Here is a 19,300-nt window from a genome sequence, read left to right as displayed (position 1 = left end):
AACCTCAATACTTTAATAGTATTGATGATACAAATCCATGAGATACAAATAAACCAATTTAATTTAACAAAGTTAAAAACAAAGCTTAACTCCAATTAAACTAAGAATATTCTATATCATCTAGTCAATAATGAATGAAAAGACTATTAATATAGATAAAAGAACTACTCAAACAAAAATATTTAGATCAAACACTGATAAAACACAAATTTTTGGTTGTCAAGGCCCAAATGGCACACAAGCAACAGATTAGAGGGGGAAAGGGTGTGGCTACTTAACAGAAAGGGGATCTGAGGCTAGTGGCTGGGTAGCAGCAAGATCTGCTTTATTAAGATAATCTTATTGATAGAAAGACACAAAGAAACGCATTCACCCGCAATGGCCCCCAGATAAGGGTGATCGCCAAACATAGAGCCTATCCCAGTAGGCGTACATGGATGAACACTGCCCAGAACCAAAATGGCAAATAAAGTAGCCTAGAGGATAGGTATTCAGGAGACTCACTGCCTGCCACCTGAGAAACAGCTGGCACCGGGATTAGATCACACGGGTTGTCAGCACCATACCATTGAGCGACACCTTCAAGCTATCGCCAACAACCAGCGAACCTACGCCCTGTGGGGTGCCAGTGAGGACGATATCGCCCTCTCGCAGCGTGAAGAAACGGCTCATGTAGGCGATCAACGGCATGATCGGCGTGATCATCTCGCGGGTATTACCCTGCTGACGCAATTTATCGTTGACCGCCAGCGACAGCGCAACACGTTGTGGATCGCCAAATTCAGCCGCCGGAATAAAGCCAGATATCGGGCAGGAACCATCGAAAGCCTTAGCTTTTTCCCACGGTTGCCCTGCTTTTTTGAACTCTGCCTGCCGCTCGCGCAGCGTCAGATCGAGCGCAATGCCATAGCCAGCAATCGCCCCTGCTACCTGTTCTTCGTTGGCCTGTTTTAGCGCGCTGCCAATTAGCACCGCCAACTCCACCTCATGGTGGACAGAACCCAATTCTTTGGGGATCGCCAGCGGATGGCGAATATCGCACAACGCTGTCTCAGGCTTGATAAATACCACAGGTTCAGCAGATATCGCACTGCCCATTTCCTTGATGTGTTCGCTGTAGTTGCTGCCAACGCAAACCACTTTATTCACCGGCAAATCAAGCAATGCCCCCTGCCAATCTCTATGCCGATACATACCTTTGTCTCCCTTAGGAGCTTACCCGCTAAGCCCCTTATTGGCATATGGACGTTGCGGCTGCTGGTCAGCAGCCATGCATATGATAATATTACTATTTTCATCCAGAAAGATGCGTGTTCAGCAGATTTTCTAGCGGTGGAGGGAACTGCAAATAGTACCCTTCGTCTCTCAGAGACTGTTTGACTTTTTCACTGTCCGCCGAGGCCAACTTTTTTCGCTCGTCGAGCGAAAGTACCATCACCAAGCGTGGCGTGCCGAAATTTTTCATCAATTCTTGCGGTACACGAGAGAAATCGTCTTTTTTCTCGACATAAAGATACGTTTTATCGCGTTTCGTACTGCTATAGATCACGCAAAGCATTTTATTAACTCTATTTAATTAAGACATCGTCTTGCCTGGGCATAACTCTAACTATACCATGTTTAATACATCGGAATATCGCCCCCCGAGTGGTATTCTGGGGTTTTAACGTTGCTTAGACTGAGTCAGGATAGATGTCACAATCGCCAATTGAGCTAAAAGGCAGCAGTTTTACCCTATCGGTTGTTCATTTGTACACTTCAGAACCCGAGGTAATACGTCAAGCGTTACTGGAAAAAGTGGAGCAAGCGCCCAGCTTTTTGAATAACGCCCCTGTTGTTATCAACGTTGCAACGCTGGATAGCGATGCGAACTGGAAAGAACTTCAGCAGGCTGTCGAGGCAGCAGGTTTGCGCGTGGTTGGCGTCAGCGGTTGCCGAGTTGAGCGACAAAAGCAGGCGATAATGCAGGCCGGGCTGCCACTACTTAACGAAGGCAAAGGCCAGAAGATGGTCGCGCCAGACACAGTGGAGGAAAATCCCCCCACCAAGGCACGTATCATCAATACGCCGGTACGCTCCGGCCAACAGATTTATGCCCGCAATAGCGATCTGATCGTTGCCAGCAGCGTCAGCGCTGGTGCTGAGCTGATTGCCGATGGCAATATTCACATCTACGGCATGATGCGTGGTCGTGCTCTGGCTGGTGCATCTGGCGATATACAGTGCCAGATTTTTTGCATGCACCTGGGGGCTGAGCTAGTCTCTATCGCAGGGCAGTACTGGTTGAGCGACCAGATCCCGCCCGATTACCTTGGGCAGGCAGTACAGCTGAGCCTGTTAAATAACGCTTTAACCATACAACGTCTAAACTAAGCCCTTTTGACAAGGAATCCATTTCATGGCACGCATTATTGTTGTTACATCGGGTAAGGGAGGGGTTGGTAAGACCACCTCAAGCGCAGCCATTGCTACCGGCCTCGCCCAGAAAGGCAAGAAAACCGTGGTGATCGACTTTGATATCGGCTTGCGTAACCTTGACCTGATCATGGGTTGCGAACGTCGGGTAGTGTATGATTTCGTTAACGTCATTCAAGGTGATGCCACGCTGAACCAAGCGTTAATCAAGGATAAACGCACTGAAAATCTTTATATCCTACCGGCGTCACAAACACGCGACAAAGATGCGCTGACCCGTGAAGGCGTTGAAAAAATCCTCAACGATTTAGGTGAAATGGATTTTGACTTTGTGGTCTGTGATTCGCCAGCTGGCATAGAAACTGGCGCACTGATGGCGCTTTATTTTGCTGATGAAGCGATCATCACCACCAACCCGGAAGTGTCCTCCGTCCGTGATTCTGACCGTATCCTGGGCATTCTGTCTTCCAAATCCCGTCGCGCTGAAAAAGGCGAATCGCCGATCAAGGAACACCTGTTGCTCACCCGCTACAACCCTGGGCGCGTTAGCCGTGGTGACATGCTGAGCATGGAAGACGTGCTGGAGATCTTGTGTATTCCACTGCTGGGCGTAATCCCCGAAGACCAGTCCGTGCTGCGCGCGTCTAACCAAGGCGAGCCGGTTATCCTGGATGCCGAATCAGATGCCGGTAAAGCCTATGACGACACCGTTAGACGCTTGTTAGGAGAAGACCGTCCGTACCGCTTCATTGAAGAAGAGAAAAAGGGTTTCCTGAAACGCCTTTTTGGGGGATAAACCATGGCCTTATTAGACTTCTTTCTATCCCGCAAAAAACAGACGGCCAATATTGCTAAGGAGCGGCTACAGATTATCGTCGCAGAGCGCCGTCGCGGAGACAGCGAACCTCCGTACTTGCCTGATTTGAAACGCGATATTCTGGCAGTAATTTGCAAATATATTCAGATCGATCCTGAAATGCTGCATGTGCAGTTTGAGCAGAAAGACGATGATATTTCGGTGCTTGAACTCAACGTAACATTGCCGGAGCCGGAAGACACAGGTAAATGAGGACGATTCATAAGCCCCCTCTATAGTGTTTAGGGGGGTGGCTGTACAGGGTGCAGATAAGTCAAGAATGTGAGCATTTAGCGGTTCTCCATCCATTTATACCTTAAATGATAGGTTCTCATATTAGCGTCATAACTAAAGCAGCAGGTGTTTTTTCACTGAAATCCCTGAGTCATCTTATTGTCATCGTGTATGAGGGACGACTCAAGTGGATAGAATATCCTTCGTGGTGCGGTACACCAATCCCCTCACATAATTTATTTCCTGATAAGGTTCTCTTCAGAAAATATACCTAATCCAACGGTTTTTGTTTCTTCAAGTAAAAATGGCGAGTGCATTTATCAGCCTAGTTGGGAAGTTTCAACGTTAGAGGCTCGCCATTTTAATGGTGGAGAACATGAAGTAGCTCATGAGATACCATGCACGCATGGAAATCCGTCAGACCCATTACGTGCTCGCTGGGGTATTCAACCGCATCCAGATTTCAGTGAAAGCCGGAACCCGTTCCCGATAGTTTCCAGCATCTGTGCTACAGTATGCTGCCGCATACCACTCAACAAAATTGAGATGAATTGCCAATTTTGCCAACAATTAATAATTTTTCAGAATTTTTTGTAGCGGTGCCGCTAATAGATCACCGCGCCAGTTGCTGATTAATTCCGGCAGGGGTTGGCTGTCTTTCAGTTTCCAATGCCAGTTCAGCAGTTGGTTAACCTGGCGGCGTGAGGCCAGTAATTCACTGCTTAACCCGCTTTGCTCACTGACGATCACTATCGCCGCTTTAATCTCCTTGAAAGCTTTCTTGTAGCCTGGCTGGTCGATCAGATTCAACAGCGGTGCCGGCAAAGCGGAGGTGTCCAGCGCTGCCGCCTGCGACACTAGCGCTATCAGGGTTTTGCCGTGATAACGGATCTCCGCTCCACTTAGGCCCAGCGAGTCTAGTTCCCCTAGCGATGTTGGCATATAACGCGCCACCTGCCAAAGGTGCTCTTCACGCACCACAAAATTTACCGCCAGATCGCGCTCACGCGCCTGCTGCAAACGCCATGCTGCCAGCTTTTGTAAACATGCCAATTGACGCGGGCTGAGATTCCAGGCATTGCTGATTTCGCGGTAGGCCAATTCCGGTGACAACATCTCGCTACGACGCTGGCACAGCAACAGGCTCTCGGTGTTGGCGGCGCTGGCCCAACCGGCCTCCTCGGTCTCCTGCACCAATTGTTTCGCCATCGGCAGAAGATAGAACACATCTGCCGCCGCATAGACGCACTGTTTTTCCGTCAATGGACGCGCCAGCCAGTCGGTGCGCACTTCGCTCTTATCCAGCTCGACCTGCATATATTCCGCCACCAGCGTTGCAAAGCCACATGACAGTGTTCGGCCAGCAAAAGCTGCCAGGATCTGGGTGTCGATCATTGGGGTAGGCAGAGTTTTAAAGGCGTTGATAAACACCTCCAAGTCTTCACTGCCTGCGTGGAGAAACTTGACTACCTGGGTATCGGCCAGCAATGCGATAAATGGCTGCCATTGCTTTATTGGCAGCGGATCGATCAGGGAAAGCTGCTCGCCATCGTAGAGTTGGATTAAACCTAATTGTGGGTAGTAGGTACGTGTTCTGACAAACTCGGTGTCCAGCGCAATCTGCGATTGCGTGCGCGCCTGCTCGCAGACCTGCTGCAATGCGGTATCGGTAGTAATCAACTTATAATTCAAAACGTCATTCTCTTGTAGGATCCCAACGCAACAACACTAGGCGAACCGTAAAGTTTGGTGGATCAAATCAGCGGCGCGTCACCTAGGGTGAGCATAGTTGGCCTCTGCCCTTCGGGTCGCGCCCTCCACGGTCAACTACCGGGCACAACCAAACACTCACCAGCGTTATGGGACAGTAAGGTATAAAGGACAGGAGACTTTTTCCCCAAACTGTTAAGCATGCCCGACGCACCACAAAAAATCGTTTCGAGCACGGTAATAAACGCCGTAACTCTAATGCCTGACCAGGGTAACGCCCAGCATTCAGATAATCAACTGATGACATTTTTAACCTCGCCCACGCGGTGATGCCATGTCGGTCATCACCAACATCACCCGTAAAATCAGCCCGCAGAGTAATGCAGTTGCACGCAGATCCTTCTTGTCATGGGCAACCACAAATTGATTGCTTTTTATACCCGTCATACTTCAAGTTGACTGCGCGTTAGCTTTCTTGGCCCCCCCAGTCACTGACGGGTGCCAGCGCCTGGGAATTAATGGTTCTCACCCCTAAGGTTCAGTCTGAGGCCCAGCGCAAGCACTGCTCAAATCGGTTCCTGACCGATTTGTCTCTGCGTTACGGCCTTCCTACAACTCGAATTATTTAGGGTATATACCCTGCATCACACCAGAGATGATCGTTTAAACCGATCAAAAAATAACAACCTATCTATATAATCAATTATCAATATCATTAAGGAAAGAGTCAGAATGAATAAAGAACTCCAATACCAGGGAGTTTTGCCCACAGCGTACTACGTGGGCTTTTTCCCGCCCCTCCACTATGCTGAAAATTAGCTATATCACTATGATAAAATGAGTAAATTCATGTTTCACTACCAAACGATTAACTTGATAGTAATATCACTATGAGCAATAGATACGACATCAATTCACCGCAACGCATTTTGGCGGGGAGAGGGTGATATGTGAAATTTTGCTAATACCTGACAAGTAAAAAGACATTGCATAATGCCTGGCCTCTGCCGCTGCACCTCCACGGGAGGCGGCAGAACAAGCGTGCGTAATATTTTACCAATCCAATAAAGCACGGGTATAGCGGCACGAGCAAGTATTCACGCTGACGCACTTCGCCAGAAACAACACATTAGTAATAGTGATGCTAACGCTACAACGCCTGAGCAAACCGATCGGCCGCCGTATTAAAATGGTTCACATCACGCGTTTGCTACTCGGTAACGATGATTTGTAGCTGTGCCGGGTCTGGATTATACCAACCATAGCCCCAGTTGCGCCATGGCCCGATAGGCACAGGCGGTATTATCACCTGCTGCACCAGGTGCCAACGCTTATAACCAGTGGCGTTCATCGTAACAAACCGGTATGAGGTCATGCCGATCTTACCGTCTTTCAGGCCGGTAATCGGCCCGACCACAGTCACTATCTGGCTTTTAAAATCAGCCGGTTCAAGGAACCCTTGTACCGTGGCCAACAAACGGCCGCTTGATGGTTCACCTAAAATAGGACGCGCCGACGAGTCGAGCGGCACAGTGGCAATTTCCAACACTGTCTGCCCTTGCTCATTGGTGATGTTCATTACCTTGCCGCCAAAACGTGCCTCTGCGCCGGTAAACAGATTCGGCGCATGCTGCACCGAGGACAACTGCATGACAGGTGTAGCCGTTGAACCTTTGATGGCATCCGGCACAGTGACGCAACCAGCCAATACCAGTGCACCACAGGCGATGGTCAGCAACACCAAACTTTTTGTATTACGGGTTAACATTGTCATAATCTCCTCGAAATAACAGTAAGCTTGACCATTGAGTTAGGCACGATTACCTCTTCAAGTCCCACAGCACAATACGCTGCGACTAGGGGCGACCAGGCCGCTTCTTCCAGGTAACTTCATTACGCAAGTAGGTTGGTTCGGCGTTTTCCACTGCCACCGCCAGACCCTGTTGCCAAGCCAGTAACGCTAGCGGCAGCATGTCTTCTGCCTGGGGCAACAGCATTTGTCCATCACGCACGCTCAACGCAGACCCGCTGACCAAATCTGGATATGTTTGCCAACCAGTGCCAACACAAGCCCAGTCGCCATGCAGTCCGTGAGCGCGCTCCAATGCCTGAGCGGGTGAAATCACCCCTTCTCCTTCGCTTTCATGCCAACGGCCATCCTGCTGACGCTCGAATTGCCCCCAGTAGACTTCCCCCATCCGGGCGTCAATCGCCGCCAGTACACGCTCAGCATGGCTGACCCGCCAAGCACCCTGTGCCATGGTTTGCAAGGTGGAAATACCCAGCATCGGAAGATCGGCACCCAGCGCCAGCCCCTGAGCGATACCAATGCCGATACGTACACCGGTAAAACTACCGGGGCCGCGGCCAAAAGCCAATACATCAAGCTGGCTAAGCACCAGGCCGCCATCCGCCAGTACCTGCTGCACCATAGGTAAAATACGTTGCGTATGCTCACGTGGGCGTAACTCAGACAAGGCCAGGATTTCACCTTGATTCCAGATAGCAACGGAACAGGCTTCCGTCGATGTATCGATCGCTAAAATTCGCGTGGACATACCAACCTCTGGCGAGAATAAAGCAGGGTTTTCATACAGTGCGCGCATTATAACACAGCCACCTTTCCTCTTTCATGTTACTAGCGGCGGAGTGTCCTGTAGGAATGCGATCGCCTGGGCGATATCACGGGTGCGTGGCGTCGGTGGCAGGCTGTTGAGGAACACTTCGCCGTAAGGACGCATCACTAGCCGATTATCGCAGATCACCAGCACACCGCGATCATCGGTGTCACGGATCAGCCGCCCGACACCCTGCTTCAGCGTGATGACTGCATCCGGTAATTGCACATCATTGAAAGGGTCGCCGCCTCGCAGGCGGCAATCTTCAATCCGTGCCTTTAATAGCGGATCATCCGGCGAGGTGAACGGCAGCTTGTCGATGATCACACAGGATAATGCGTCACCTCGCACGTCTACTCCCTCCCAGAAACTACTGGTTGCCACCAGTAGTGCGTTGCCGGCCTCAACAAACTGTGTCAACAGTTGGCCTTTACTGGTTTCACCCTGCAACAACACAGGCAGCAACAGGGTGGCGCGAAATTCTTCAGCCAATTCGCGCATCATCTGGTGCGAGGTGCATAGCAAAAAACAGCGGCCGTTATTGGCCTCGATCAGGGGCCGCAGCATGCGCGCCAATTGGCGCGCGCCGCCGGGCTGATTAGGCGATGGCAGGAAACGCGGCACACACAGCAGTGCCTGTTTGGCGTAGTCAAACGGGCTAGGTAGCAACCAGGTCTTCGCCTTGCTCAGGCCCAATCGTTCAGTAAAATAGGCCAACTGCTCGTTGACCGATAACGTAGCGGACGTAAAAATCCAACTACCCGGCTGCTCGTCCAGCAGTTCGCGGAAGCGATCGGCCACCGTCAACGGCGTCAGCGCTAGCACAAAATGGCGTGAATTGCATTCATACCAATAGCTATAGCCGGGTTCAGTGACCTGCTGCAACTGTTTGAGGCGCGCACGGTATAGCGTGGCGCGCTCAAAAGCAGCGTCCAGCAATGCAGAACGCCCCAACGATAGCTTGGACACGTCATAACACAGTTCGAGCGCATCATCGAGCAACAGCAGCGCACGCTGAACGTTCGGCTGGCTGAGCACATCACGCAGATTGCCGCGAAATCCCGGCTCCCCCAACATTATCCGGAAATCCTGAGTACTTTGGCTTAAGCGGTCGGCGCTTTTTTGCAATTGTGCAGCATCACGAACTTCGGTGCGGTAAGCAATGGTGATGTCTTTTGCCAGATCCAGCAACTGGCGGCTGGTGAGCTGTTTGCCAAAATACTGGCTGGCGATATCGGGGAGTTGGTGTGCTTCATCGAAAATCATCACATCAGCCGCAGGGATTAATTCGGCAAATCCGCCTTCCTTCACCACCATGTCTGCCAGAAACAGGTGATGATTCACCACCACCACATCGGCATCCATGGCTCGCCGCCGTGCTTTAACCACGAAACAGTTCTGATACAGCGGGCAATCACTGCCGAGGCAATTGTCATTGGTACTGGTCACCAGCGGCCAGACAGCGCTGTCCTCCGCTACATCGCTACAGCGGCTGATATCGCCGTCTTGGGTTTGTGAAGACCACTTACGCAAGTGCACCAGATCGATCAGGGCCTGACCGGCCAACTCTCCACCAGCCATTGACTGCTGCTCCAACCGTTCCAAGCACAAGTAGTTGGAACGCCCTTTCAGCAGCGCCATTTTACCTTTGTAGTTCAGTGCATTGGCAATGGTGGGCAGATCACGCACATAGAGTTGATCCTGCAAGGCTTTCGATCCGGTGGAAATAATCACTTTACGTTGGGCGCGCAGCGCAGGTGCCAAGTAGGCGAAGGTTTTGCCGGTGCCAGTTCCCGCCTCCACCACCAGTTCTTGCTTGAAGTTGATCGCTTCGGTAACCGCTTGCGCCATCAGCCGTTGTGCCTCGCGCGGTTTGAATCCCTTGATTGCCTGCGCCAGAGCGCCATCTGTTGCAAAATCGTCTGTCACACTATTTCTCTGTCAGTGTCATTCAACGTTGATTATGCCAAGCCTGCCACGCCGCTACCATCGACTTTATCACTACCTATTTCCACCGCTGGCTGTGATACTCTTAGTGGAAATAGGCATGGAGATAACCCAATGAACATCGAACGAATTGATCCCGATCATCGCTGATCCTAAGCCGTAGTACACAATGATACCCTCTACTACACCAGCGTGCCGGAAAATCTGATGAAGACGCCACTGCGCAAACCGCTAGCACGCTGACCACCATCGACATATTGTTGGCACGGGTCGGTTCGGAAAAGAACCGCATTCTGGACGCCACCATTTTCCCGGCCAATGCTGCCGATTTCGCCGCCATAAACGCCGCCTGGGATGCCTGGGTGGTCGCTGGCAATGCGCCGGTGCGCTGCACCGTGCAGGCACAATTGATGAACCCGAAGTACAAGGTTGAAATCAAGATTATCGCGGCGCTGTGAAGCGGTGAAAACACCGCATGCACAACAGCCGCAGGTTAGTGCCGCGCCCCAAAAGCCGTGTGTTATTCGAACTCGTTCCAGGAACGGCCATCGCGGGTAATCATCGCCACCGAGGCCACAGGCCCCCAAGTGCCAGCCTGATATGGCTTAGGTGCCTCGTTGTCCGCCTTCCAGGCGTTCATGATAGAGTCAACCCACTTCCACGCTTCTTCCACTTCGTCACGGCGTACAAACAGCGCTTGAATGCCACGCATGCTTTCTAGCAGCAAGCGCTCATAGGCATCCGCTACGTGTTCCTGATTGAATGTCTCAGAGAAGCTCAAATCCAACTTGCTGGTTTGCAGACGGTGCTTATGATCCAGCCCCGGTAATTTATTCAGCACCTGGATCTCAATGCCTTCATCCGGTTGAAGGCGAATGGTTAGCTTGTTCTGCGGCAGTTGCTGATAAGAATCGCTGAACAAGTTGAGCGGTGGGTTTTTGAAGTACACCACCACTTCTGAACATTTGGTCGGCAGGCGTTTACCGGTACGTAGGTAGAACGGCACCCCAGCCCACCGCCAGTTATCGATATCCACGCGGATTGAGACGAAGGTTTCAGTGTGGCTGTTTTTGTTCGCCCCCTCCTCTTCCAGATAGCCCGGTACCTTTTTGCCCTGAACGAAGCCAGCGGTGTACTGCCCGCGCACAGTGGTTTCATGCACATTGGTCTGATCAATACGCCGCAGCGAGCGCAGTACCTTCACCTTCTCATCGCGGATACGGTCAGCCGACAAATCTACCGGGGGCGACATAGCGATCATGGTCAAGATTTGCAGCAAGTGGTTCTGGATCATGTCGCGCATCTGGCCAGCCTGGTCAAAGTAGCCCCATCGCCCTTCAATACCCACCTCTTCCGCCACGGTGATTTGCACAGAATCGATAGTGCGGTTGTCCCAGTTGGAAGCGAACAACGAGTTGGCAAACCGCAACGCCAGCAGGTTCAATACTGTTTCTTTGCCAAGATAGTGGTCGATACGATAGACCTGTGATTCATTGAAGTACTCCGCAACCTGATCGTTGATCACGCGGCAAGACGCCAGATCGGTGCCCAGCGGCTTCTCCATCACCACACGCGCCGGCTCATGATTCAGCTTGGTTTTACCTAGCCCTTGGCAAATCGCACCGAAAGTGCTTGGCGGCATAGCAAAATAGTTGATGGTGGTACGATGCTTTTGATCCAGCATGTGACCTAGCATGGTAAAATTCTTGCTGTCGTTCACATCAAGATTGCAGAAATCCAAGCGTGCGCTCAGCGCGGCCCAGATTTTATCATCCAGTTTTTCCTGCATAAAGGTGTCAAGGGCTTCTTTCACCACCTCGGTGTAGGCTTTTTTATCCCAATCGGCACGGCCAACGCCGATAATCCGTGTATCCGGGTGGATGTACCCGGCTTTCTCTAACTGGTACAGGGAAGGCAGCAGCTTACGACGCGCCAAATCGCCTTTCGCGCCAAAAATAACCAAGTCACAGGCTTGGGATGTAGAAGTTACCGCCATGTTGCTCTCCTTGTTGCAGGATATTTGTAATTTTCTTACATTACTATGCGGTGTCCGGCCATTGACCATGGCAGCGTTGCAGACCCCAAAGCCGGTAATCAAGGCGGAGGAGGCAGAACCTATGTTCATGCCCGACAACGTGGAGTACCGGCTTTGGGGACACGTCCCGCAGGGCTGGGCCATTTGAACATTCTCCTACTTATTTGGCCACCTAGCAAAGCTCACGCGCCGCCTTGATGCGCGTTCAAATGACCGCCAGCAGAGCTTACCTGCCATTACCGGACACAGCCTAATGTACTCTCTTTAACTACGACCAGTAAACTTGGATTAAGAAGCCTTAAGATTCTCGTGTTAGCGTTCGCCACGGCGGGCGGAATGCCGCCGAAGGCGCAGAAAATGGTGACTTTCTGTCTTTTTCTCCAACAATCCCCTGATGAAAGCTAGACAACTCTCATATTATGACCGATGACCGGTATATATGAATATGCTGGAAAGTATCCATCACCATCTGGCGCTACTGAGCCAATCTGCCATTTCCGCGCGTGATTCCCCTTTTCCTTATGTGCCTTATGCGGCTACTCTGGCTTTACTAATTGATTTTCCAGAAGATACCGACATTGACTCTGCCTATAGTGTCATGCATCGCGCAATTAACGTTCATTAACGTATTGGCTACCGATTTTACCCTGCGCAGAGGGGCTAAATTCAGAGATAACTTGCAACGGTTCAAGGAAGCGGAAGCGCTCCAAGAATCGCCTTTTGATTAAGGCAAGGGTTCGCTTGGAAAACGGAACCCAGCTATCCTGATCCTGCTGGAAACCGCCAAACTCAACGGCCACGACCCGTAGATCTGGTTGCGCGATGTGTTGACCCGCTTACCCACCTGTCCCAACAATAGGCTCCAGGAGCTATTACCCTACGCCAAAAACAGCTTCAGTTAATATCCACCAGCTTATTACATTATTTTAATCACACAACGCGGGTTCGCCGTTCGGTTATGATGCGCTAGCTTGTTAGACACGCATGCGGATAAACTTCATGACATTTCACTGCTGGTTTCGTTGCCAAACATTAGCGGAACCCCCTATTTACTTCACCAGTTAGCGGAGTAACACATGTCCAGACGCCTCAGAAGAACCAAGATTGTTGCCACACTGGGGCCAGCTACCGACCGCGACAATAATCTGGAAAAGATCATTGCCGCTGGCGCTAACGTAGTTCGGCTTAATTTTTCTCACGGCAGCCCAGAAGATCACCAAAATCGCGCGAACAAGGTACGTGAAATTGCTAGCAAACTGGGACGTCACGTCGCCATTTTGGGCGACTTGCAAGGGCCAAAAATCCGCGTTTCCACCTTCAAGGAAGGCAAAATTTTCCTCAACGTGGGCGATAAATTCCTGCTTGATGCCAGCCTATCTCATGGCGAAGGGGATAAAGTAAAAGTCGGTATCGACTATAAAGGTCTACCTAAGGATGTGGTGCCGGGCGATGTACTCCTACTCGACGATGGCCGCGTGCAGTTGAAAGTACTGCAAGTTCAAGGCATGAAAGTATTTACTGAGGTTACCATGGGTGGCCCGTTGTCCAACAATAAAGGCATTAACAAGCTTGGCGGTGGCCTGTCAGCCAAGGCACTGACCGAAAAAGATCTAGCCGATATCGTCACTGCCGCCAAGATTGGCGTCGACTATCTGGCCGTTTCCTTCCCACGTACCGGTGAAGACTTGGAGTACGCCCGCCGTCTGGCGCGTGACGCCGGTTGTTACGCCAAAATCGTTTCCAAGGTTGAGCGTGCCGAAGCAGTTTGCAGCGATGAAGCCATGGACGATATCATTCTGGCCTCCGATGTAGTGATGGTGGCTCGTGGCGATCTAGGCGTTGAAATCGGCGATCCAGAACTGGTCGGCATCCAGAAAAAACTGATCCGCCGTGCCCGTACGTTGAACCGTGCCGTCATTACCGCAACCCAAATGATGGAATCGATGATCACCAACCCGCTGCCAACCCGTGCCGAAGTGATGGATGTAGCGAACGCCGTATTGGATGGCACCGATGCTGTCATGCTGTCGGCGGAAACCGCTGCTGGCCAATACCCAGCGGAGACCGTGGCGGCAATGGCACGCGTTTGCCTGGGTGCGGAGAAGATCCCCAGTATCAACGTCTCCAAACACCGGCTGGATGTGCAGTTCAACAACATTGAAGAGGCGATCGCCATGTCTTCAATGTACGCGGCTAACCACCTGAAAGGGGTTACCGCACTGATCGCCATGACCAAATCTGGCAGCACCGCCCTGATGATGTCGCGTATCAGTTCCAGCCTGCCGATCTTCGCCATGTCTCGCCATGAACACACGCTGAACCTGGCTGCACTGTACCGTGGCGTAACGCCGGTGTACTTCGATAGCCGCGATGGTCATGTCATCACCGCCACTGACGCCGTGAACCACCTGCGTGATAAAGGCTTTCTGGTTTCTGGCGATCTGGTGATCGTCACCCAAGGTGACGTGATGGAAACTATCGGCACCACCAATACCTGCCGCATCCTACGCGTCGAGTAATGACCACTGCAAAGCCATGCCAGCCAGCGAGCGCTGGCTGGCATTTTTCATTGTTCCTTCACCATAACGGCTGTACCACTGGGTGAGTTCAGTCTTTCATCATCAAACTGTGAGCGTGGTTTAGCGGTATAGATCATCACGCGAGTAAGGCTCCATCTCCCCTTCTTTACGCGTTTTCAGCAGTTTCAAGATCCAGGTGTACTGTTCAGGATTCGGCCCCACCAAGTTTTCCACTTCTTCATTCATACGGCGGGCGATGCGCGCGTCGTCCGCCCCAGCCAAATCATCCATTGGCTCGCGGATATAGATATTCAACCTGCTGGCTTTACCATCATATACTGGAAACAGCGGCACGATCGCAGCACGGCACACTTTCATCAAGCGACCAACGGCTGGCAGTGTTGCCTTGTAGGTAGCAAAGAAATCAACGAATTCGCTGTGCTCTACACCGTGATCCTGATCGGGTAAATAATACCCCCAAAATCCTTGACGTACCGAGTGGATAAAAGGCTTGATGCCGTCATTACGTGCATGCATACGTCCGCCAAACTTGCGGCGCACGGCGTTCCACATGTAGTCGATCAGTGGATTACGTTGGTTATGGAACATCGCCGCCATCGGCTGCCCACGCGCGGCCATCAGCATCGCGGGCACATCCACCGCCCAACCATGCGGCACCAAAAATATTACATTACGTCCTTCCCCGCGTATTTTATCTAGCACCTCTTCGCCGTGCCAACGCACGCGTTTCAGCACTTTTTCCGCTTTGGTACAGGCCAGCTCGGCCATCAGCACCATCGATTGCGGCGCGCAGGCGAACATGGCGTCAATAATATGCTCACGTTCGCTTTCCGATGCATTGGGCAGGCAGTACAACAGGTTAATGCGTGCACGGCGTCTTGCACCTGCCGCCAGCTTGCCAGCCAATGTGCCGATCGCACCTAATAGCGGATCACGCAGGCGCGCAGGCACCAGCGAAATACCCGCCATCAAGCCGATACCCAACCAAATGCCCCAGTAGCGTGGGGCGAAAAAGGCTTTCTGGAAGTGCGGAATGAACTCTAAGTTCGATTTTTTTTCGTTTTGCATGCACAAACTCTTAACTTAGCGGCTCGGCCAATAATAATTACAGCAAATGATTTTGCCATTATACCCTAAATAATTTGCGTTACAGGAAAGCGGCAACGCAGCGACAAATCGGTCGGGAACCGATTTGAACAGCGCTTGCGCTGACACCCATCACTGACTGGGGTGCGCGAGGAAAACTCACGCACAGGCAACGTGAAGTATCACGGGCATAACACTGGCGAAGCACCGATATAAAACAACATTGGGCCGATGGCATCGTGGGCGAAGGGGGATTAATCAAGCCGTAGTTGCGCAACCATTTCCTTCACTTGTGCCAGATAAGTGCTACGCTCCTTGCCGATCAAACCTTTGGAATGCGGCAACTTCGCTGTCAGCGGGTTTACCGCCTGTTGGTTGATCCACAGTTCAAAATGCAGATGCGGCCCGGTAGAACGGCCGCTATTGCCCGATAGCGCAATGCGCTCACCACGCTTCACCTTCTGCCCCGGTTTAACCAACAGCTTCTTCAAGTGCATATAGCGCGTGGTGTACTGACGGCCATGGCGGATCGCCACGTAATAGCCTGCGGATCCGCTGTGTTTGGCGATCAACACTTCACCGTCACCCACCGCCACCACGGGAGTACCGATCGGCATGGCGAAATCAACACCTTTATGTGGCGCAATACGGCCAGTCACCGGATTCACCCGACGCGGATTGAAGCTGGAAGAAATGCGGAACTGTTTCATGGTTGGGAAACGCATAAAACCGCGCGCCAAGCCGGAACCCTCACGATCGTAGAATTTGCCATCTTCAGCGCGGATCGCATAGTAATCCTTGCCACCAGTACGTATACGAACGGCCAGCAGTTGGCTTTGCGTTTTTTTACCGTCAAAATGCTCACGCGACATTAGCACCGAAAACGGATCACCTTTGCGCAGCTTTTGGAAATCCAATTGCCACTGTAGCGCCTTAACCACCGCATTGATCTCAGTGCGGCTCAGGCCAGCATCACCGGCACTGCTGACGAAGCTACCACTCAAGCGGCCACTGACTACGCTGTTACGCCATTCACCCTGCTGCCATTGCTGCGACTCTTTAAAGCTGTTGCCGACGCGATCGTAAGTGCGCGTTTCACGGCGAGAAACCTCCCACCTAAGCTGTTGCAGGTCACCAGCGGCGTTCAGCGTCCACGATAACTGCTGGCCGATCTTCAGATTGCGCAGATCGCGATACTGTGCGGCCAACAGCGCGACATCCGACATTTCGATGTCATATTGGGTCAGAATGCTGCCGAGAGTATCACCGGAAGAAACGACATATTCATGCACGTTTTCCTCGCCGACGCCCTTTTGGTCAAGCTCATCCTGGGGGAATTCATCATCAGGGATAGATGGGTCTGCATCGATCGGTTCACTGGCTTCTGGCAGCATGACCCGCAACTGCCTGGCTTCTAATTCGACGTTCTTAACGCTAGGGGCATGTTCTGGGTGATAAATAAAAGGTCGCCAGATTGTGACGGCAAATGTCACCACGGTCAGCGATCCCAGCATGACGCGATGGATCCGTGGCAGGCTGTTATACGCTAGAAAGATAGTTTGGACTATCCGCTGCACTCGATATTATCCTTATAAGCTTTACTCCAGGCGGCTCACGAACTGGCTCGACAGGGCTTCTGTAATTTCCTGTAGCTGTCCTTTCCCAATGCGATGCAGATGTCCAACGGGACTAGTTACTCCCCTTGGCAACGACTTTGATTACGGCCTGCCTGGATTGTGGCTCAGCAAAAAAAGACTGCTTTTTGCTCAACCCACGGTGTTCAAATTTAGTGTAAGCGCTGTGCTCCAGGCTGAATTTCGGGGTTAACGGTGGGATGACCCAGTGGGCGCAAGCCGTGGTGTTTTTCGAAATAACCGTAAGCAGGGTGAAAACAACATTACCTCTACCTTGCACAAGCGTAAGCATGTTACCAACATTTCTGTCAATTTGCGTCAGCAGATCTTTGAACCCGTGCAGGTTTTCAGCTAATTCATTCTTATTTTAAGGCATGAGTTCCAATCATTGGGCGAAATGGCGTTTGCGGTTACTTTTGCTACTTCTGTAGACAGTTAAACAGGTCTATTGTATGCATTTACGCCGTCACACTCGGCATGACTATGCTGTCGATATCGCGGTGAAAAGAGCTGCTGATGCTACCCTTTTGACTGTTTATTCCTCTCCGCATTCGATGCCAAAATGCCGGTAGGCATGATGGGTCGCCATACGGCCACGCGGTGTACGCTGGATAAAACCCTGTTGGATTAGGAAGGGTTCGATAACGTCTTCAATGGTTTCACGCTCTTCACCGATCGCCGCAGCCAGGTTATCCAGCCCTACTGGCCCCCCAGTGAACTTGTCAATAATCGCCAGCAATAGCTTGCGATCCATATAGTCAAAGCCTTCGGCATCGACATTGAGCATATCCAGCGCTTGCATGGCCACTTCACCATTAATCACACCATTGGCGCGCACCTCAGCAAAGTCACGCACCCGGCGTAGCAAACGGTTGGCGATGCGCGGCGTGCCGCGCGCCCGGCGCGCTATTTGATGAGCACCATCGCCAGAAAGATCCAGCCCCAAGCAGCGAGCGCTGCGCGATACGATGAGTTGCAAGTCTGCCACTTGGTAAAATTCCAGCCGTTGCACAATGCCGAAACGATCACGTAACGGTGACGTCAGGGAGCCAGCGCGAGTGGTAGCTCCGACCAGGGTAAACGGCGGCAGATCAAGTTTGATCGAACGTGCCGCCGGGCCTTCACCGATCATGATATCCAGTTGATAATCTTCCATCGCCGGGTACAACACCTCTTCCACCACTGGCGACAGTCGGTGGATCTCATCGATAAACAGCACGTCATGCGGTTCGAGGTTGGTGAGCATCGCCGCCAGATCGCCCGCTTTCTCCAACACTGGGCCGGAGGTGGTACGCAGATTAACTCCCATTTCATTGGCGACAATATTAGCCAACGTGGTTTTTCCCAAGCCCGGCGGGCCAAAAATCAACAGGTGATCCAGCGCATCGCCACGCTGCCTGGCCGCTTGAATAAAGATTTCCATCTGCTCGCATACATGCGGTTGCCCAACGTACTCCGCCAGCAGTTTCGGGCGGATGGCGCGATCAAGAAGTTCCTCCTCATTGATCGGTTCGGCTGAAATCAGGCGATCGGCCTCAATCATTGTCTCCCCCTTGTCAACCTTACAGCGCAGCGCGCAGCGCATCACGGATCAGGGTTTCGCAATCGGCACCCGATTTGGCGATTTTGCTGACCATACGGCTGGCTTCCTGCGGTTTATAGCCCAACGCCACCAGCGCGGAGACAGCTTCAGCTTCAGTATCGTTATCAGCGGTTTGCACCGCCGTGGCCGGCAAGCTGCTCCCACTGCTGTTGGTAAACAGATCACCATTAAGCCCTTTGAAACGGTCTTTCATTTCCACCACCAGGCGCTCGGCGGTTTTCTTGCCGACACCCGGCAGTTTAATCAGGGTGGTAATCTCTTCATGCTCTACCGCGCTGACAAACTGCTGCGCGGACATGCCGGACAGGATCGCCAGCGCCAGCTTTGGCCCAACGCCGTTGACTTTGATCAGTTCGCGAAACAGCGCACGCTCTTGCTTATCATTGAAGCCATACAGCAGTTGCGCGTCTTCACGCACCACAAAGTGGGTAAACACGATAGCCTCTTGCCCCAGTTCCGGCAGTTGATAAAAGCAGGTCATTGGCATATACACTTCATAACCCACACCGTTCGCCTCCAGTAACACCAGTGGCGGCTGCTTTTCCAGAATATTTCCTCTGAGACGACCTATCATTAACCCTCCTGCAAGATCCCTGATCATGATTCACGGCCATGCCATGCT

The 19,300-nt window shown here is 51.8% G+C and carries 16 protein-coding genes and 3 pseudogenes; 7 read left to right on the top strand and 12 right to left on the bottom strand.

Annotation, left to right across the window (positions count from 1 at the left end; genetic code table 11):
• Positions 1–537: 537 nt before the first annotated feature.
• Both SYMBAF_RS05230 and SYMBAF_RS05225 read right to left on the bottom strand, forming a co-directional pair.
• The gene (locus SYMBAF_RS05230; RefSeq protein WP_040266167.1) at positions 538–1,194 is read right to left on the bottom strand and encodes a fumarylacetoacetate hydrolase family protein; all 657 of its coding nucleotides are present in this window, start codon (positions 1,192–1,194) and stop codon (positions 538–540) included.
• A gap of 100 nt (positions 1,195–1,294) precedes the next feature.
• Entirely contained in the window at positions 1,295–1,558 is a 264-nt protein-coding gene (locus SYMBAF_RS05225) for a YcgL domain-containing protein (RefSeq protein WP_006709792.1), read from the bottom strand.
• A gap of 134 nt (positions 1,559–1,692) precedes the next feature.
• Between SYMBAF_RS05225 and minC the strand changes: the two genes are divergently transcribed.
• Genes minC through minE form a run of 3 tightly spaced genes read left to right on the top strand, consistent with a single transcriptional unit; the run spans position 1,693 to position 3,484 of the window.
• Positions 1,693–2,373: a septum site-determining protein MinC gene (gene minC / locus SYMBAF_RS05220; RefSeq protein ID WP_040266169.1), complete on the top strand. Its 681-nt coding sequence runs from the start codon at positions 1,693–1,695 to the stop codon at positions 2,371–2,373.
• A 25-nt stretch (positions 2,374–2,398) separates the two neighbouring features.
• A complete protein-coding gene (gene minD, locus SYMBAF_RS05215; RefSeq protein WP_006709794.1) occupies positions 2,399–3,211 on the top strand; it encodes a septum site-determining protein MinD in 813 nt (270 codons plus the stop codon).
• A 3-nt stretch (positions 3,212–3,214) separates the two neighbouring features.
• Positions 3,215–3,484 carry a cell division topological specificity factor MinE gene (minE, locus tag SYMBAF_RS05210; RefSeq protein WP_006709795.1) on the top strand — a complete coding sequence of 90 codons (270 nt, stop codon included), beginning with the start codon at positions 3,215–3,217 and terminating at the stop codon, positions 3,482–3,484.
• Between the two features lie 591 nt (positions 3,485–4,075).
• Here the strand turns inward: minE and rnd are convergent.
• The 5 genes from rnd to SYMBAF_RS05185 form a co-directional block, all read right to left on the bottom strand.
• On the bottom strand, positions 4,076–5,197 hold the full coding sequence (rnd, locus tag SYMBAF_RS05205; RefSeq protein WP_040266171.1) for a ribonuclease D: 1,122 nt from the start codon (positions 5,195–5,197) through the stop codon (positions 4,076–4,078).
• Positions 5,198–5,524: 327 nt separating this feature from the next.
• A complete protein-coding gene (locus tag SYMBAF_RS05200; RefSeq protein WP_155814782.1) occupies positions 5,525–5,662 on the bottom strand; it encodes a hypothetical protein in 138 nt (45 codons plus the stop codon).
• A gap of 763 nt (positions 5,663–6,425) precedes the next feature.
• Positions 6,426–6,983 (bottom strand): Slp family lipoprotein, encoded by a 558-nt coding sequence (locus SYMBAF_RS05195; protein ID WP_040266173.1) that lies wholly within the window; start codon positions 6,981–6,983, stop codon positions 6,426–6,428.
• 88 nt (positions 6,984–7,071) lie between these two features.
• Positions 7,072–7,773: a tRNA (adenosine(37)-N6)-threonylcarbamoyltransferase complex dimerization subunit type 1 TsaB gene (gene tsaB / locus SYMBAF_RS05190; protein WP_040266302.1), complete on the bottom strand. Its 702-nt coding sequence runs from the start codon at positions 7,771–7,773 to the stop codon at positions 7,072–7,074.
• Between the two features lie 72 nt (positions 7,774–7,845).
• Complete coding sequence (locus SYMBAF_RS05185; RefSeq protein WP_040266175.1) at positions 7,846–9,762, bottom strand: DNA repair helicase YoaA; 1,917 nt, start codon at positions 9,760–9,762, stop codon at positions 7,846–7,848.
• Between the two features lie 132 nt (positions 9,763–9,894).
• Here SYMBAF_RS05185 and SYMBAF_RS05180 point away from each other — a divergent pair.
• Positions 9,895–10,238: pseudogene (locus tag SYMBAF_RS05180) on the top strand (RidA family protein).
• 62 nt (positions 10,239–10,300) lie between these two features.
• Here the strand turns inward: SYMBAF_RS05180 and zwf are convergent.
• Complete coding sequence (zwf, locus tag SYMBAF_RS05175; RefSeq protein WP_040266177.1) at positions 10,301–11,776, bottom strand: glucose-6-phosphate dehydrogenase; 1,476 nt, start codon at positions 11,774–11,776, stop codon at positions 10,301–10,303.
• 529 nt (positions 11,777–12,305) lie between these two features.
• On the opposite strand from zwf, the pseudogene SYMBAF_RS05170 reads away from it, so the two are divergent.
• The 3 genes and pseudogenes from SYMBAF_RS05170 to pyk form a co-directional block, all read left to right on the top strand.
• A pseudogene (locus tag SYMBAF_RS05170) lies at positions 12,306–12,543 on the top strand (transcriptional regulator HexR); the annotation flags it as partial.
• A gap of 42 nt (positions 12,544–12,585) precedes the next feature.
• Positions 12,586–12,717: pseudogene (locus tag SYMBAF_RS17550) on the top strand (transposase domain-containing protein); the annotation flags it as partial.
• Between the two features lie 174 nt (positions 12,718–12,891).
• Positions 12,892–14,334 (top strand): pyruvate kinase, encoded by a 1,443-nt coding sequence (gene pyk / locus SYMBAF_RS05165; RefSeq protein WP_040266183.1) that lies wholly within the window; start codon positions 12,892–12,894, stop codon positions 14,332–14,334.
• A gap of 120 nt (positions 14,335–14,454) precedes the next feature.
• On the opposite strand, the gene lpxM is transcribed toward pyk, so the two are convergent.
• From lpxM to ruvA, 4 genes are all read right to left on the bottom strand, one after another.
• On the bottom strand, positions 14,455–15,423 hold the full coding sequence (lpxM, locus tag SYMBAF_RS05160) for a lauroyl-Kdo(2)-lipid IV(A) myristoyltransferase (protein WP_040266185.1): 969 nt from the start codon (positions 15,421–15,423) through the stop codon (positions 14,455–14,457).
• 272 nt (positions 15,424–15,695) lie between these two features.
• Entirely contained in the window at positions 15,696–17,018 is a 1,323-nt protein-coding gene (gene mepM / locus SYMBAF_RS05155; RefSeq protein ID WP_040266187.1) for a murein DD-endopeptidase MepM, read from the bottom strand.
• A 592-nt stretch (positions 17,019–17,610) separates the two neighbouring features.
• On the bottom strand, positions 17,611–18,618 hold the full coding sequence (gene ruvB, locus SYMBAF_RS05150; protein WP_040266189.1) for a Holliday junction branch migration DNA helicase RuvB: 1,008 nt from the start codon (positions 18,616–18,618) through the stop codon (positions 17,611–17,613).
• A 19-nt stretch (positions 18,619–18,637) separates the two neighbouring features.
• On the bottom strand, positions 18,638–19,252 hold the full coding sequence (ruvA, locus tag SYMBAF_RS05145; RefSeq protein WP_006709047.1) for a Holliday junction branch migration protein RuvA: 615 nt from the start codon (positions 19,250–19,252) through the stop codon (positions 18,638–18,640).
• Positions 19,253–19,300: the final 48 nt, after the last annotated feature.

The organism is Serratia symbiotica (assembly GCF_000821185.2).
GTDB classification, from domain to species: Bacteria; Pseudomonadota; Gammaproteobacteria; order Enterobacterales; family Enterobacteriaceae; genus Serratia; species Serratia symbiotica.
This window is presented reverse-complemented; position numbering and strand designations above follow the sequence as displayed.

Excerpts from the sequence above, each read along its gene's own strand:
- SYMBAF_RS05230 (WP_040266167.1), bottom strand. The coding sequence starts at position 1,194 with ATGTATCGGCATAGAGATTGGCAGGGGGCATTGCTTGATTTGCCGGTG.
- SYMBAF_RS05225 (WP_006709792.1), bottom strand. The coding sequence starts at position 1,558 with ATGCTTTGCGTGATCTATAGCAGTACGAAACGCGATAAAACGTATCTT.
- minC (WP_040266169.1), top strand. The coding sequence starts at position 1,693 with ATGTCACAATCGCCAATTGAGCTAAAAGGCAGCAGTTTTACCCTATCG.
- minD (WP_006709794.1), top strand. The coding sequence starts at position 2,399 with ATGGCACGCATTATTGTTGTTACATCGGGTAAGGGAGGGGTTGGTAAG.
- minE (WP_006709795.1), top strand. The coding sequence starts at position 3,215 with ATGGCCTTATTAGACTTCTTTCTATCCCGCAAAAAACAGACGGCCAAT.
- SYMBAF_RS05200 (WP_155814782.1), bottom strand. The coding sequence starts at position 5,662 with ATGACGGGTATAAAAAGCAATCAATTTGTGGTTGCCCATGACAAGAAG.
- SYMBAF_RS05195 (WP_040266173.1), bottom strand. The coding sequence starts at position 6,983 with ATGTTAACCCGTAATACAAAAAGTTTGGTGTTGCTGACCATCGCCTGT.
- tsaB (WP_040266302.1), bottom strand. The coding sequence starts at position 7,773 with ATGTCCACGCGAATTTTAGCGATCGATACATCGACGGAAGCCTGTTCC.
- zwf (WP_040266177.1), bottom strand. The coding sequence starts at position 11,776 with ATGGCGGTAACTTCTACATCCCAAGCCTGTGACTTGGTTATTTTTGGC.
- pyk (WP_040266183.1), top strand. The coding sequence starts at position 12,892 with ATGTCCAGACGCCTCAGAAGAACCAAGATTGTTGCCACACTGGGGCCA.
- lpxM (WP_040266185.1), bottom strand. The coding sequence starts at position 15,423 with ATGCAAAACGAAAAAAAATCGAACTTAGAGTTCATTCCGCACTTCCAG.
- ruvB (WP_040266189.1), bottom strand. The coding sequence starts at position 18,618 with ATGATTGAGGCCGATCGCCTGATTTCAGCCGAACCGATCAATGAGGAG.
- ruvA (WP_006709047.1), bottom strand. The coding sequence starts at position 19,252 with ATGATAGGTCGTCTCAGAGGAAATATTCTGGAAAAGCAGCCGCCACTG.